General features: G+C 69.7%; 9 protein-coding genes. 2 read left to right on the forward strand and 7 right to left on the reverse strand.

The features are described 5' to 3' along the window. Positions 1-25 precede the first annotated feature (25 nt). From ACFFR3_RS01115 to ACFFR3_RS01130, 4 genes are read right to left on the reverse strand one after another with little or no spacing between them, the layout of a single operon-like run. Positions 26-1,657: an extracellular solute-binding protein gene (locus ACFFR3_RS01115; RefSeq protein WP_379482451.1), complete on the reverse strand. Its 1,632-nt coding sequence runs from the start codon at positions 1,655-1,657 to the stop codon at positions 26-28. A gap of 33 nt (positions 1,658-1,690) precedes the next feature. Further along, positions 1,691-2,599, reverse strand: a complete 909-nt coding sequence (locus ACFFR3_RS01120; RefSeq protein ID WP_364370774.1) for a carbohydrate ABC transporter permease — start codon at positions 2,597-2,599, stop codon at positions 1,691-1,693. A 29-nt stretch (positions 2,600-2,628) separates the two neighbouring features. Next, positions 2,629-3,540 (reverse strand): ABC transporter permease, encoded by a 912-nt coding sequence (locus ACFFR3_RS01125; RefSeq protein ID WP_379482452.1) that lies wholly within the window; start codon positions 3,538-3,540, stop codon positions 2,629-2,631. Next, positions 3,533-4,810, reverse strand: a complete 1,278-nt coding sequence (locus ACFFR3_RS01130; RefSeq protein WP_345388600.1) for a polysaccharide pyruvyl transferase family protein — start codon at positions 4,808-4,810, stop codon at positions 3,533-3,535. The genes ACFFR3_RS01125 and ACFFR3_RS01130 overlap by 8 nt, the downstream gene beginning before the upstream one ends. 79 nt (positions 4,811-4,889) lie before the next feature. Here ACFFR3_RS01130 and ACFFR3_RS01135 point away from each other — a divergent pair, with 79 nt between their 5' ends. Further along, the gene (locus ACFFR3_RS01135) at positions 4,890-5,894 is read left to right on the forward strand and encodes a LacI family DNA-binding transcriptional regulator (RefSeq protein WP_345388602.1); all 1,005 of its coding nucleotides are present in this window, start codon (positions 4,890-4,892) and stop codon (positions 5,892-5,894) included. Positions 5,895-5,958: 64 nt separating this feature from the next. Continuing rightward, complete coding sequence (locus ACFFR3_RS01140) at positions 5,959-6,273, forward strand: hypothetical protein (protein ID WP_345388604.1); 315 nt, start codon at positions 5,959-5,961, stop codon at positions 6,271-6,273. Here the strand turns inward: ACFFR3_RS01140 and ACFFR3_RS01145 are convergent. From ACFFR3_RS01145 to ACFFR3_RS01155, 3 genes are all read right to left on the reverse strand, one after another. Next, positions 6,236-12,472 carry a S8 family serine peptidase gene (locus ACFFR3_RS01145; protein ID WP_379482453.1) on the reverse strand — a complete coding sequence of 2,079 codons (6,237 nt, stop codon included), beginning with the start codon at positions 12,470-12,472 and terminating at the stop codon, positions 6,236-6,238. The two genes, ACFFR3_RS01140 and ACFFR3_RS01145, sit on opposite strands and share 38 nt — an antisense overlap. A gap of 17 nt (positions 12,473-12,489) precedes the next feature. Beyond that, entirely contained in the window at positions 12,490-12,666 is a 177-nt protein-coding gene (locus ACFFR3_RS01150; protein ID WP_364370761.1) for a hypothetical protein, read from the reverse strand. A gap of 80 nt (positions 12,667-12,746) precedes the next feature. After that, positions 12,747-15,704 (reverse strand): ATP-binding protein, encoded by a 2,958-nt coding sequence (locus tag ACFFR3_RS01155; RefSeq protein WP_379482454.1) that lies wholly within the window; start codon positions 15,702-15,704, stop codon positions 12,747-12,749. Between the last annotated feature and the right edge of the window lie 351 nt (positions 15,705-16,055).

Consider the following 16,055-nt stretch of genomic DNA (forward strand, 5'->3'; position numbering starts at 1 on the left):
CTCCCTACCTTCGTGCGAATCCACGTCAGCCACCCGCCTGCTCCTCGTACTCGGCCTTGATCTTGTCGCCCACCCGGTCCATGTACTTCTCGATGGCCGGCTGCCACGCCGAGACGGGCTTGTTGCCCAGCTGGATCTCCAGCAGCACCGAGTCCAGCTCCTGCTGCTCGCTGGCCGCCTTGCTGGCGGCGGTCTCCGAGTACAGCCCGAGCGTCGGGTCCTCGACGGCGAGCGGGACGCCGGCGACCTGGTGGTCGTGCTGGTCCTGGACGGCCTGGCGGTTGCCCGGCTCGTAGATGACGGGCGATGCCTCGGCGAGGTAGCGCACCGGCAGGAACAGCTGGCTGCGCCCGGCCTCGGTGAGTGCCGGGTCGGAGCCGTCGCGGGTGAACGTCTGGCCCTCGACGCCGTACCGGAGCGCCAGGTACTCGCTGCTGCCGAAGGGCGCGCACAACCAGTCGAGGACCTTGAGGATCTGCTTGATCCGGTTGGCGTCGTCGGTCCTGGCGATGGCGGTGAAGCTGGACAGGGTCGGGCCGGGCGTGCGTACCCGCGTCCCCTTGCCGTCGCGGGTGGGCGAGAGCATGCCGGTCAGGCGGAAGCCGGGCACGTCCTTCGCCTGGCCGTAGAACTTGCCCCACCCGGCGTACCCGCCGATGGTGAACGAGGTCGTGCCGGCCAGCATCCACGCGTTGCGCTTCGTGTTGGGCGCGCCCGCGTGGTCGGGATGCACCACCCCCGACTTCACCAGCTCGACGGTGTCCTCAAGGGCCTGGATGAACTGCGGTGTCGTCCCCGAGTGGGTGAAGACGCCGCCTTGGGCCTGCCAGACGCCGACGCCGCCGGGCCAGTTGCCGGTGATCCCGTTCATCTCGAGGATCGTGTTGAACGGGATCTGCCCGAACGCCCACCGACCGGCCCGCTCGTCGGTCAGCGCACGCGCCATCTCCTTGAACTCGGCCCACGAACCGGGCTGGAGGCCGAGCCCTGCCTTCTCCAGCAGGTCGGCCCGGGTGTACAGCACCGTGCCGATCCGGGCGCGCGGCACGGGGACGCCCCAGATCCGCTGGTCGTAGACGGTGCCGCGCCAGGCGTCGGTGGGCAGGGCGGCGAGGTTCGGGTAGGCGAGGACCGCGTCACCTGACAGGTGCTCGGTGAGGTCGGTGAACGTCGCCTGCAGCATGGCCGGCATCTGCTGGACGACGCCCTGGACGGCCACGATGTCGGGCACGTCGCCACCGGCGATGGTCGTGGCGACCTTGCTCTTGTAGTCGGTCGAGGCGACGTACGTGATCTTCAGCTCGGTGCCGAGCTTGCTGTTGAGGTTCTGCCAGTAGGGGTTCGAGCCGAGCGCGGGGGCGATCGGGTCATAGGTGTACGTCAGTGCCGTGACGGCTTCACCCCGCACCGGCTGTGCTGCGGCGCTGGAGGTGGCCGGGTAGGTGAAGTATCCCGGCGACACCCCGGCCGGCTCGGCGGCCAGGTCGGGCGCGGCCACGGTGACGGGCTTGTAGGTGGGCAGCTTGAGCGACCCGGCCGGGCTGTTCGAGCCGTTCGGCGAGCTCGGGCCGCCGTCGCCGCAGGCCCCGAGCAGCGGGGCCAGCCCCGTTGCCGCGCCGAGTGCCAGGACGCGGCGGCGGCTGAAGGTGGGTGCCATGACGTCTCCTTGCCACACTGCGCGGACGACCGGTCAGCCCTTGACGGCGCCGACCATGAGTCCCTTGGCGAAGTGCTTTTGGATGAAGGGGTAGATGAAGAGGATGGGCAGGACGGAGATGACGAGGATCGCCATCTGGACGGAGACCTGTGGGGGCAGGTTCTCCAGGTTCGAGCTGAGCTGGTCGGCCCCGATCGGGGTGTTGTTGACGACGTAGGTGCGCAGCACCAGCTGCAGCGGCCACTTCTCCGACGACTGGAGGTACAACATCGCGGAGAAGAAGGAGTTCCAGTACGCCACCGCGTAGAACAGCCCGATCACGGAGACGACCGCCTTCGACAGGGGCAGGACGATCCGCAGCAGGATGCGCAGCTCCCCGGCGCCGTCGATGTAGGCGCTCTCCCGCAGCTCACCGGGGATGCCCTGGAAGAACGCGCGCATGACGATGACGTTGAAGGCGTTCACCAGCACCGGCAGGATCAGTGCCAGGTAGTCGTCCAGCAGGCCGAGCTGCTTGACCGTCAGGTACATCGGGATGATGCCCGGGTTGAACAGCAGGGTGAACAGCGTCATCAGCAGGATCGGCTTCTGCAGCAACGCACCCGGCCGCGACAGCGCGTACGCCAGGGCGATCGTGGCGACGAGGCTGAGTGCCGTGCCGAGCAGGGTGATGCCGGCGCTCACCAGCAGCGCACGGGTGACGATCCCGCCGGACAGGACGGCACGGTAGGCGTCCAGCGTCGGTTCGTTCGTCCACAGCACGAAGCCGCCCGCGCTGTTGACCTCTTCCGGGGAGGCGATGCTGGTCATGAGCACCGCCCAGAACGGCACCAGGACCGCCAGGCAGCCCAGGCCGAGCACGAGTCCCCGGGCACCGACCCCCAGCCTGCTCGGCTCGCCCATCCAGACCGGACGCTCGCCGGGGCCCGAGTGTGGCCTCATGCGCGCCGCGGACACCGCTGGTCGGCTCGTCATTTGGCGTACACCCCCTGCTCGCCCAGGGCGTGCGCCAGCCGGTTGGCGCCGAGCACGAGCGCGACACCGACGATGCCCTTGATCAGCCCCACCGCGGCCGCGGTGCCCCAGTCGCCGCCGACGATCCCGTGGTTGTAGACGTAGGTGTCGAGCACTTCGCTCGCGCCGGCGCCGACCTGTGCCTGCTGCAGGATGATCTGCTCGAACCCGACGGACAGCGAGTCACCGAGCCGCAGGATCAGCAGCAGGACGATCACCGGGCGGATGGCGGGCAGGGTCACGTGCCACAGGCGGCGCACCGCCGAGGCGCCGTCCACCACCGCGGCCTCCATCTGCGCCGGATCCACCCTGGACAGCGCGGCGAGGAAGATGATCGTCGACCAGCCGGTGTCCTTCCAGATCACCTGCGAGGTGATCATGAGCTTGAACAGCTCGGGGACGCCGACGATGCTGAACGTGGACAGGTCGGCCGAGCGCAGCCAGGCGTTGAGCATCCCGCCGTTGCCGAACATCTGCTGGAACAGGGCGACCACGATCACCCAGGACAGGAAGTGCGGCATGTAGAGGATCGACTGGGCGAGGCGCTTGAGCCGTTCGCTGACGGTCGCGTTCAGGATCAACGCCAGGCAGATCGGCAGCGGGAACACGAAGGCCACCTGGATCAGCGTGATGATCAGCGTGTTGACGAGCGCGTTGAGGAACACCGGGTCGCCGGTGAGCACCGGCTCGAAGTTGTCCAGCCCGACGTACGGGCTGTGCCAGATCCCGAGGAACGGCTGGAAATCCTGGAACGCGATGATGTTCCCGCCGAGCGGCAGATAGTGGAACAGCAGCAGCACCGTGACCCCGGGCAGCGCCAGCAGCAGCAGGACCCGGTCGCGCCGCCAGCGCTCGCGCAGCCTATGCATCGCCGATCCCCGCCGATAGGGGCCGGCCTGCCACGCAGGCTTCCACCGCCGCCCGCAGCCGGTCGTCGGCGTTGGCCGCGACCCTCCTGCTCCGGGCGATCGCGGGCGCCGGGTCGGTCGCGATGTCGGTGACCGCCGCGACGACCGTCGCCGCGGCGCGATGGTCGAGCTCGATCACCAGGTCGGGGGCGCCGAGGTCGGCGAACATCTGGGACTTCGTGGTCTCGGTCGGCTGCCGGAGGTAGACCGTCGGGATCGCATGTCGTGCGGCCATGATCGGCGAATGACACTCCATGCTGACCACCAGCGACGAGACGGCGTAGACGCCGGTCGCCTCCTCCAGCGGCCAGTAGCGGTCCAGGATCCTGACCTGATCGAGCGTCTGCGGGCTGAGCAGGCCGGGAAGCTGCTCGTGAGCCAGCTCGACGGCATAGCTCATCTCGGGCACCACGACGGCCGGCAGGCCGCTGACGCGTACCCAGGTCTCGATCGCCGCCGCCAGCACCGCCAGGTCCTGCGTCACGGTGGCCCGGTTGATCGCGTCGCGCCGCATCTGCTCGCGGGTCGGTGCGGTGCCGTAGATCTTCGCGTACGGGGCGTAGCGCAGCCTCGGGACGAAGCAGGCGAACCGGCCGGGCCGCAGGCCGAGCTCCTCCAGCAGGCGAGCGGCGGCGACGTCGTCGGTGTGGTCGAACGCGAACGTGCCGTCCGGCCCGAAGGCGAGGTCGGGCCCGGTGATCTTCTGGCCGCGCAGGGTGGCCAGGGTCAGCGTCTCGCGGCAGTACACGAAGTCGGCGCCGTCGAAACGGTCCTTGACGTCGTCCTCGAGATAGGACGGCGGGAGCTGATCGACCATCTGTGCCAGCTCGGGCAGCGTCGCCATGGTCGGCGGGCACAGCGGATCCACGGTGATCCCGAAGTACCCGTACGGGCGGCCCACGTGCTCGCGCCACCAATCGATCTCGGCGCCCTGGAAGGCGTCCGCGCCCGATCCGTGCATCAGGACGTCAGCGCCGTCGATGGCGGCGGCGAGCTCAGGGGTGCTCGGCCCGTCCACGCCGAGAGCGCCGTCGACGACGCGCACGTCGGGAAACGCGTGCCGCAGCATGGATCGTTCGCGCTCCTCCAGCCGTATCGGCCAGAGGACGACCTCGACCTCGGGCGCGAACCGCTGAAACGCCCGCACCACGCCAGGGGAGTGGGCCACGTCGCCGATGTTCACCGTCGCCCAGGAGGACCGCAGGAGGACGGTGCGACGTGTCGATGTCATACAGACTCCTTCATGACGTAACGTTGCTTCAACATAGGGATGGTGAGACGTTACGTCAATAACCGAGTAGGCTTTCACCATGGCAACGCAACGTGACGTCGCACGAGCCGCCGGAGTGTCGCTCGCCGTGGTGTCGGCGGTGGTCAACGGCACGAGCCACACCCGGATGAAGGAATCCACCCGCGCCCGGGTGCTCGAGGCGATGCAGCAGCTGGGCTACCAGCCCAACCAGACGGCGCGCTCGCTACGGCTCAACCAGACCGACATGATCGCGATGATCCTCAACAAGATCGACAACCCGGTCTACGGACCGCTGCGGCGCGGGGTCTACGAGGCGGCGGCGGAGCACGGCGCGACGGTCCTGCTGGGCGATGCCGAGACGACGCGCTCCGGCAGCCGGTTCCTGACCCGGCTGCTCAGCCATGGCACGGTCGACGGCATCCTGATCCGCGGCGAAGGGCTGCTGGACGACGACGTGATGGCCGAGCTCCGCTCCCACCCCAAGCCGATCCTCATCCTGGAACACGACGTGGACCACCCCTGGATCGACGTGGACGACCTTCGCGCGGGCGAGATCGCGACGCGGTTCCTGGCCAACCTCGGCCACCGCCACATCGTCTTCGTCGGCGGTTCCGGATACCTCGCCCAGCAGCGCTACCTGGGCTACCGGCAGGCGATGTCCGCCGCCGGCCTGACCCCGGCCCCGCACCTGGCCACCGGCTTCGGCGAGCAGGCCGGCGCCGACGGCCTCCGGCAGGCCATGCAGGCGGCCACCGCGCCGACCGCCATCGTCGTCAACAACATCATGAGCGCGGTCGGCGTCCTGGCCGCCGCCCACGACCTCGGCATCGCCATCCCCGACCAGCTGTCCGTGGTCGGCATCCACGACGTCGACCTGATGCAACACCTCCGCCCGGCCGTCACCGCCGTCCGGATGCCCATGTACGACCTCGGCCGCGCCGGCGTCGAGGCGCTCTACGACTTGATCGCGGGGCGCCCGATCACCGGCGGCATCATCACCGACCCCGAACCCGAGCTGATGATCCGCGACTCAGCGACAGCCCTGACCCGGCCCCGCGATTGATCGGACACCACAGCACCGCACAGCCACAGCTGAAGCCACCTGACTTGCTGCTCGAGCAGCACCCATGGACAACATGGAACGCCACTATCTCGGCCTGGTGCCGGAATGGTTCACCGAATGCCATCCGCATCAGCATGTGGACAACCGGTCCGATCATGCAGAAGACCAGGTCAACCCGTGGATTGCCTGGTCTCGATGGCGCGCCCTGCAGGATGTCTGCATGGATGGAGTTCCCGGCGAGCGCAGGTCGCATGCCGCGAACTCGGTAGGCGTGGTCAGAGCCTCCAGGGCGATCCTCTCCGAGGAGGCTCTGACCGCTGCGGGCGGATTGGTCGGCTATCTCACAGGCGCGGGTCCTCCTGGACCTTCAGGGCGTTGAGTATCGGGTCGCGCTCGCCCTTCTCGCGGAGGAACTCGACCTTCAGATCGCCGCCGCCGTGCTCGACGGTGACCGTGTTCATGTCCGCGGTCAGCGCACCCACTTTCTTCTGCACGTCGTGGTCGTGGAGCGCGACTTCGCCGTCGACCAGGACATCGAAGGCGCGCTTGCCGACCTTGACGTTCTCGATCTCCGCGAAGTCGAGGCCGATGCGGTACATCCCGGCGGGCGCGTTCTTGAACACATAGGCGAACGTCTCGCCGGTCCGCTGGGTGCGGAACAGGTCGTCGTTCTCCGTGCCGGCGATGCCGGCCTTGGTGGCACGGGCCTTGCCGCCGACGTAGCCCCACGGCCGCGAGCCGAGTTTCTGGTCGGGCGACCAGACGAAGCCGTCGGCGGCGACGTGCCCTGGCCCGCCCGCGTCGACGCCCTGCCAGTAGGCCGAGGTCGCCAGGCGGACCGGCCTGAGCTGGGCTTCGCCCTTGCCGGCGTTCGACGCCACGAGCACGTCCCCGACGAACACGCCGGGCGAGACTGCGGCGTTGTCGGCCGTCGCCGTGACCGTGGTGGACTCGCCGGCCGCGAGCTTGACCGTGCCGGCCGCGGCCGCGCCCGTGAGGGTCAGCCACGGAAGGTCGGCGGCCTCGTGCCCGCCGTCGCTGGTGCGTTTCTGCTCGCTGAGCCGCACCTCGAGCGGGGCGGAGCCGGTGTTGGTCACGATCACGTCGGCCGTCGCCTTCTGGTTCCGGCCGAGGAGCCAGTCGAGGTCACCTCCGGTGACCTTTGCGACGCCCGTGGTCAACGCCGTGTCGACCACCTCGGCCTGATCCTTCTTGGCGATGGTGACGGGGTGGCCGGCCGCGACGTAGTTCGGCGCCCAGACCTGCACGGTGTTCGCACCGACCAGTGCCTGGGCCTTCCACCGGCCCTTCTCGTCGGCGGTGATGACCCGCTCACCGTTCGGCCCGGTGAGCGTGACGATCGCGCCCGCGATCGGCTTGCCGTCGTTCGCGTCGGTGACCGTGCCCTCGATCGTGCCCGCGGCCGGGAGAGTGTACTCCAGCCCCAGACCGGCCGTCAGGATGGGCTGGTTGAAGGAGTACTGGTTCGCGGGGTTGCCCGCCAGGCTCTCCAGGCCGACCGTCGCCGACGACCCGCGGGTGACGGGGTTGTCGCCGCCGATGCCGTCGCCGTACCCGATCTGGATGCGGCCGTCCGCGATCAGGGTGACCGAGAAGCTCACCCGGGCCGTCCTGTCGCTGTCGAAGGTGACGTTGCGCCACTCGATGACCTCAGCGGCCAGGCCGTCCACCTCGGTCGTGCCGAAGTAGATGCCCGCCTCGTTGTCGACGACCAGGTCGTCCCAGAACGGAAAGACCGCGTCGAACGCGTATGGCGACGGCAGCGCCGTGTTGTTCCCCAGGGCGTTGGCCCGGTCGAAGATCAACGCGCCGTTCGTCGTCACGCACACGCCGTCCCAGGCCGTGTCGTAGAACGGGAACAGGAAGCTGGAGTCGAACCACAGCACGCCGCAGGCGTCGTCGCCGTGCCACCCGGAGTCCTGCGTACCCTGGCGGTAGAGCCCGTCGCTCACCTTCATCGCGTACGAGCGACCGGCGGGAGACACCGGCACGGGGCCCGGCTCCGGCTCCTCGGGCTGGGGCTCCGGCTCCTCCTTGTCTCCGCGCGGATCGAGCGTCACGCGCAGCGCCGCGACGCTCGGGGCCCGCAGACCCTTGCTGCCCCTCAGCTCCACGGTCAGCGGACCGCCGTCGTGCCGCACGACGGCGGTGTGCCAGTCGGCCGTGTTCGGGCCGACGGCTTTCACGGGGTCGTAGGCGTACTGCGTCAGCTCGTCGTCGATGAGGACGTCGAACACCCGCTTGCCCTGCTTCACCTGCTCGATCTCGGCGAACCCGAGGTCGACGGCGTAGGTGCCCTTCGGCGCGTCGGGGAACGTGTAGACCAGGTCCTTGTCCGGCGTGGTGCGCTGGGCCTGGAACAGGGCGTCGTCCTCGGTGCCCGCGATCGGGGCCCTCGTGGAGACGGTCTTGCCCTTCCCGGCGTAGCCCCAGTCCTTGCCACGAGCCGCCTGGTCGCCGGACCAGGTGTAGCCGGCGGCGTCGGTGAACGAGGGGCCGCCTGCGTTGACGCCGACCTGGTACTTCGTGGTCGTGAGCGTCACCGGGACGTAGGTCTTGGGCTGCCGTCCTGAGTCGGAGCGCACGATGATGTTCGCGCCGACAGTGCCCGGGTCGGCGTCCTTCGAGGAGACCGAGACCTTGACCGTCGCCGACTCGCCCGGGGCGAGGGTGCCGCCGGTCGAGGAGAGCGACAGCCAGGGCAGGTCGGTGACCAGGTCGTCCTCGACGTCGACCAGCACGACGTCATCGGCGATCTGGTCCGCCGCCCACAGCGCCCCGGTCGCGTCGGTCTCGAGGCCCCCACCCTGGCCCACCTTCTGGCCTGGGAACCACCACGCGTTGACGAGCGAGCAGTCGTCGGGGTCGACCTGCAGCAGGCGGGTGGGCCTGTCCGAGGTGAGGTCGGTGTACCAGATGGTGTCGGAGGCCTGGTTGTAGGCCAGGCCCATCACCTCGGGCAGCGGCGGGGCGCAGAAGGACAGCAGCGCACCCGCGTTGTCGTGCGACGTCCCGGCGACGGTTCCGATCAGGCCGTTCGCCCGGCCGCCGACGTAGAACACGTCCTCGGCGGGGTTGTAGGCGAGTCCGGTCAGCTGCAGCGTTGACCAGTCACCCTTGATCTGCCGGGTCTCCTTCCCGGTCTCCCGGTCGAAGCAGTGGATGTAGCTGGCCGGGCTGTCCTCCATCTGGCACATGTCACCGGTCTTGGTGTCGAGCGCCATGTCGAACGCCCGGTACGCGGGATTCCACGAGGCGTCGAAGACCTTGCCGGTCCGCTTGCCCGTCACGGTGTAGGCGGTGTTGGTCTTCGCGTTGTAGTCGTGCACCCACACGTCGCCGTCGTACCCGATGCCGGAGGGTTCCTTCTCCGCGATCGTGCCCGGGATCTCGATGCGGGTGATGACGTCGCCGCCGGAGGTCGCGCCGACCTTGTCGGCCGCCTTCGCTTCCGCGGCGCTCACCTTCGCGGCCTTGCCGTCGACGTTCGACCGCTTCATGCCGCTCGCGCCGGCCTTCCACGCCTTGAGGTCGATCGTGCTGTCCGCGCCCTTCCCGGCGCGCGTGGTGGCGCCGGCGGCGTCGAGCTCGGGGTGGCGCGCCGCCTCGCCCAGGTCGTACGTGAGCGGGGCGGAACCGGTGTTGGTCAGCGTCAGCGAGCCCACACCGTTCTGGTCGGTTCCCATCACGGCGTCGAGGCCGCTCACCTGCAGGCCGGCGACGCCCGTGCTGAGACGCGCGTCGATCGTGGCCTTCGCGAAGAGCTTGTCGAGAGTGAAGTCGTACGACCCCGTCACGTAGTTCGGCGCCTCGACGGTCATCGTGTAGCCGGCGACCGGCAACTGGCGGTGCACGACACCCGTCCCGTTGGTCGTGACGCTCTCGACGAGGCCGTTCTTGTCGGTGAACGAGACCTTGGCCCCGGACACCGGCAGCCCGTCGTTCTTGTCGACGACGGTCGCGTCGAGGTAGCCCCAGTCCGGAAGATCGTAGGTGACGATCATCCCGTCGTGGAGCACCGGGACGTTCTCGGAGAACCGGATGCCGTCCACGCCGGCCCAGCCCTGGATGCCGGTGATGGTGCGGGCGCCGCCGGTCACCGGGTCGTCGGTCCCGATGCCGTCGCCGTACCCGTAGATCACCTTGCCCGAGCGGGTGAGCGTGGCCGAGAAGCTGACCGGCTCCGTGTACTCGGACCGGATCGGGTAGGCCCAGATCTTGGCGTCGCGGAACTCGATGACGAACGCGTCCTCGCCGTCGACCTTGGTGGCCGCCGTGAAGACTCCTCCGCCGGAGGCGAACTGGACGGGGGACGAGACGGTGAACGGGAAGAGGCCGGCACCGCCGAAACCGGGTCCCGTGGAGTTGTCCGGGGAGATCACGCCGCGCAGGCTGATCGCGAGGCTGTCATGGCTGCCGTTGTAGAGCGCGACCGGGAACGGCAGGTTCACCGTCGCCCACACGCCGCTCCCGTACGTGACCGGGTCGGTACCGCGCAAGTACTCCCCCTCGGAGACGGAGCAGCTGTAGCCGCCCTTGTCGACGACGAGCCCGACCGGGATCTCCAGCGACGTGTTCTCGGCACCGACGGTCAGCGGGACGGACGTCGGCGAGAAGCAGGCGTTGGGCGTGACGGCGAGCCCGTACCGGCCCTCCGGCACACCGGCGATCGTGAACGCGCCGTTGGCGTCCGTGCGCACGGCGTCCAGCGGCGTGTCCTTGACGGAGACGTCGGCGTTCGGGACGGGCTGTTTCTTGTCGTCGATGACCCTGCCGCTGATGTCGTGGCGCGCGGCGGCGGTGAGGGCGATCTCGACCGAGGTGTCCTGGCCGAGGGCGATCGCGGCGCTCGCGGTCGCGGGCAGGTACCCGAAGGACTCGGTGCTGATCTGGTAGTCGCCGACCGGGAGGCTGACCTTGAACCGGCCGTCCTTGTCGGTCCCGACGGACCGGCTGAACGGTCCGCTGATCATCACGTCGACGCCGGAGACCGGGGCGCCGTCGGCGGTGACGACACCGGTGAGGGTACCGCCCTGCCGGGGTGCGAGCTCGAGCAGGCGGACGAGGTCGAGCCGGCCTTCGCCGTACTTGTTGTTGAAGCCGGCGGTGCCGCCGCACTCGGTGTCGTCGACGTCGACGGCCGACTCGGCCAGCAGGCGGCGAGTCTCCTCGACCTGCCCGATGAGGGTCGGGTCGTAGCTCCACAGGGCGGCGACGGCGCCGGCGACGTGGGGAGCCGCCATCGAGGTGCCGGACATCGCGACGTAACCGTCGTTCGGGTAGGACGACGTGACGGCGACGCCCGGAGCGGAGATCTCGGGCTTGATCCGGCCACCTTCACCCTCGCCCTTGCGGGAGAACAACGCGAGCGTGCCGTCCGACGCGTAGGCGCCGACCGAGTAGGCACTCTCGGCGGAGCCCGGCGAGGAGACGGTGTCGCACGCCGCGTACGGCGAGGTGTTGCCCGATGACCAGACGCTGAAGATGCCTGCGGCGCTCCAGGCCTCGTCGATGGCCCGGAAGAAGTCGTCGAAGTTGTGCTCGACGGTCTGGCCCCACGAGTTGTTGATGACGTGGGGGCGCTTGGACGGGTCGGGGTTGTTCCCGTTGACGTCGGTCGGGGCGAGCAACCACCAGCCGGACTTGAGCAACGACTCGACGCCGGTGCTGTCGCAGCAGCCGTTCGTCGCGATCCACTGCGCGTCCGGGGCGACGCCGACGTGGTTGGTGCCGTCGTCGCCGACCATGGTGCCCATGGTGTGCGTGCCGTGTCCGTCGTCGTCGCACGGTGCTCCGGCGCACGTGCCCCGGGTGGCCATCCAGTTGTAGTTGTGGTCGACGGTGCCGTCGGGCTTCTTGCCGCGGTACTGCCGCGTCAGGGCGGGGTGGTCGAACTGAACACCCGAGTCGAGGTTGGACACGGTGATGCCCGAACCGGTGGCCCCCATGGCCCAGGCCTCGGGGGCGTGAATGGCGTCCAGGCCCCACGCGACGGTGCCGTCCTCGTCGGCGTCCGCGTCGGCGTCCTTGGAGGCGTGCGCGTCGGCGTCCTTGGAGGCGTCCTTGGGGGCGGCGGGGCGCGCGGCCTGGTCGTCCGGCGTCTTCTCGTCGATGGGCTGGACCAGCGCGACCTGCGGCGACGCATGGATCTCGGCGACCTGCCCGACCGAGGCGACGTCGAGCGCGAGCTTCTGCGTGCCGCCCTTGACGAGCACGGCGTTGACGAGCGGGTAGGACGTGTACTTCACGCCCGCCGCGTCGAGCTGGGCGGAGACGGATGCCGCGGAGGACTTGGCCGCGGCCTTCAATGCGTCGTAGACGAACTGACCGCGAGCGGTCCAGTCGGCGATCTTCATCGCCGGCGCGAGGTCGGCCTTGGCGTCGAACGTGATCCAGAAGTCGGAGACCGGCTCCGTGCGGAAACGGCCCTTCAGGTCCGACGCGATCTTGTTGGCGGGTGCACCGGGATCCGGCTCAGCGGCCGACGCCGGCGGTGGCGCGATCATGCTCAGGCCGACCGCTAAGGCCAGCGAGGTGACGAGGGCTTGCAGTCTCACGTGGGGGGTCCTCCGGCCTACAGGGGTTGGTAGGGGTCGTGGCTCTCGTCATCGCCGTCATCGCCGTCATCCCGGGTATCGGGGGCGTCAGGGGCGTCGGGGGCGTCAGGGGTGCTGACGCCGCCTCGCGACAGCTCAAGTGGTTGCTGGTGCTCGATGAGGGAGTCGTCACGCGCGACAGGTCGCTCAGGCATGCACTGCCCTAGGGGCATGGATCATGGAGTCATGCTCAGGGTGACGAGCGATCTTCGCTATCCGGCGGATACGTCAATTTTCATGACGGGTCGCTGAGGGAGTCCTCTTCCGCGAACACTCCGGCCTCTACTGCCTTGACGGCGAGCGCGGTTCGGGTACTCACCTTCAACTTACGCATCGCCGCGCGCAGCTGTTGATCCACCGTGGCCGGTGACTTGGCCAGGATCCGGCTGATCTCCCGGTTCGTCTTGCCGGCGACGACCAGCCGGACCACGTCGAGCTCACGAGGCGAGAGCCGGTCGCCGTACCCCCGCCGGCCGCCGCGCCACAAGCGCGGAACCTCGGCGCCGTGTTCGCGAAGCCGCTGTGCGACACGATCCGCATCGCCGCGGGCTCCGAGCCCGAACAGTCGCTCGTACTGTGCGGCCAGCAGCTCTCGGCCCCGTTCGACATGGCCTTGCGCCATGAGCGCCTCGGCTTGACGCTCGCGGGCGAGCATGGCGTCGTAGGGGCGCGGCAACGCGTCCCAGGCTCGCGCCGCCCGGTCGTACGCCCTCGCCGCGCGGGCGTGGTCTCCGGCCGCGGCGGCCAGCAGAGCACGGCATACGGCGAGGGCGGCGCGAGGCGCAGGCGCCGTACGGCCACGCAGTCCTCTGGCGAACTGGTCGCCCAGGCGAGTCGCGGCCCGCAGGTCGCCCGCGACGAGATGCGCCTCGATCCGGGCGGGGACGAGGTCCGTCGCCCAGACCCAGATGCCTTTTCTCCGGACCGTGTCCATCGGCTCGTTCGTGATCTGCAGCGCCCGGCCGCTGTTCCCCTCCGTCAGCCACAGTCTTGCCAGCGCGGCGGCGGCCTCCATCGTGTCGTCGGCCGCGCCGAGACGGGCGGACTCCTCAAGGACCAGCCGGAACTGCTCCATCGCGGCGCGCCGCCGCCCGGCGGCGGCCGCCAGCCGGGCCGCGAGGCGAATGCTGCCGAGGTAGAGCGCCGGCCGGTCCCGGTCGGCATCGGCGAGCGCCGCGCTTGTCTCCGCGAGACCCTCCCACCGACCGGTGAACCACGCCAGGTTGCCCTGTTCGAGCCGGACGTTGTGTCGCAGCCGGGACGCCTGCTCGGCCTCGGCAAGGCGCATGGCCACGGCGAGGTGCTTGTCCGCGTCGGCGTACCGGCCCCAGATCAGCGCGCCGGTCCCGACATTGGTGTGGATGCGGGCCACGTCGAGCCGCTCCGCCGAGGTCGCGCCGTCGATGGGCAGGTCGGCGACGACGTCCCAGGCCTCCTCCGCGCCGAGCATGAGCAGCGCGGCGGCTCGGTTGCCGGCCAGGTTGAGCCGCTCCGCGGGAGAGTCGACTTCGGCGGTGAGCTCAGCGGCGCGATCCAGCCAGCGCCGATGGGTCGACGCCGGCCACGGTCCCGCGTAGGCCCATCCCAGATAGGTCATCGCCCGGGCCGCCTCGACCGGGTCATGGTCGAGGTTGGTCACCGCTTGCTCGAGCTCGCTGAGCGCGGCCTGCGCCTCACCCCCGATGATCAGCAGCCGGCCCAAGGGGTTACGGATCTCGGCCTGCTGGCGGGCAGAGAGACCGGGGGTCTCCAGCACCGAGCGCAAGGTACGGATCACCCGGTGGTAGACCTCGTCGACCGGTTCGCGACGGCCCAGTGCGGCTACTCCGGCGATGCGCGCGACCCGTGCCCGATCCGCCGGCGGCAGCTCGGACCACGAGAACAGATCGACCAGCAAGTCGACCGCCTTGGTGTGGTCACCCGAGGCCATGGCCAGCTCGGCACCCTGCTCGGCGTACCGCGCCCAGGACCGTGTCTCGCCCGCCTCACGGAAGTGGTGGGCAAGGCGTGCGACAGGCGGCGGATCGATGCCCTCCAAGGCCCGGCCGGCCAGCAGGTGCAAGTGTCTGCGTTCGGCCGACGGGATCGCTTCGTAGACGGCCGTGGCGGCCAGCACGTGCCGGAATCGCCACTGGCCGCGGTCGTCTCCGTCCAGGACGCCGACGTCGGCCGCCTCCGCGATGGCGCCTCGGCACGCGGCCGGTGGCAGACCGGCGGTCATCGCGATCGTGGCCACCGATGACCGCTCGGCCAACGTGGCCGCGGCTCGCAACACCTGCTGCGCCGCCGGCGACAGACGGCCCACCCGCTCCCGGGTGGAGTCGCGCACCGTCGGCGGCACCTGCAGCTTGCGCAGCTTCAGCCGGACCCACTGTCCGTCGCGGAAGACGAGGTCGGCACGGTCGCACATCAGGCGAACCGACTCCTCCAGCACCAGCGGCACCCCACCGGTCCGCTCATGCATGAACGTCGTGAACTCCTGCGATATCGGGTTGCCGTCCAGCATCGAGGACACCAGCGCCGCCGTGTCGTCGGGTCGCAGCGGCGCCAGGGCGATCCTCAGCTGGGTCACGCCGGCCGGAAACCGGGACGTCAGCCGCAGCAACAGCGATCCGGCGTCCACCTCCTCCGGCCGATAGGAGATCACGAGGCTCGGCCCGTCCGATTGCTGTCGAGAGGCGACGAACAGCAGGAACTCCAAGGTCACCTCGTCCGCCCAGTGAGCGTCCTCGAGCACGAGAACGTCGACGTGCAGAGCCCGCAGCAGCTCGTCCAGGGCGCGGAACAGGCGATGCCGTGCCGCCTTCGCATCGCTCAAAGGCGGCAGTGCGGGCGGCAGGTCCGAGGACCATTCAGGGAACAGGGGCCGTAACGCACCCGCGAGCTCGGTGAGCCGCAACCGCGACACCGGGCGGTCGATCCCACGGAACGCGTCGACGATCGGCCCCAACGTCAGCGACTCGCGCAGCGGTGGGCACACCGAGACCAGGGCAGTGCGCTGGTCAGGCGCGGCCAGCCACTCCCGCACCAGCCGGCTCTTCCCGATCCCCGCCTCGCCCTCCACCAGCACGATCGCCGGGGGCCTGGCCAAGGCGACTCGAAGCGCCGCCATCTCCCGATCACGACCCACGAAATGCGGCGTGGAAACCGCTGGTGAGGCCCCATCGTCCTCGGGCGGCAAGGGGTCGAGCATGCGTGATGATCTCGCTTTCCGATGCTCGGGCGCAACGGCACATTCTGTCTGTCAGCCCGACAATCTTGGCAGAGAGCTTGAAACGACGACCTCACCGGTCAGGAGGATGGGCCGAGTGCTGGTGTCGCTGCCGTAGAGCCCGGTCAGGTAGAAGCGCACCGCGTGAGGCGACATCCCGACACTCCGTCAAGCGCCCCGCAGCTTGAGGCCTGGCAGATCACGGGACCCCCTGCTGTTTCCCGCAGGTCAGTTCTGTGATGTCACCGGCGGTGATCAGTGCCCGCGGCTTGAGCCCGGGCCGTTCGCCGTCGGTTCCGCGACCTCCGTGAAAGACGAAAGCGTGGCTCTCAT

The organism is Nonomuraea salmonea, assembly GCF_042428605.1.
GTDB classification, from domain to species: Bacteria; Actinomycetota; Actinomycetes; order Streptosporangiales; family Streptosporangiaceae; genus Nonomuraea; species Nonomuraea salmonea.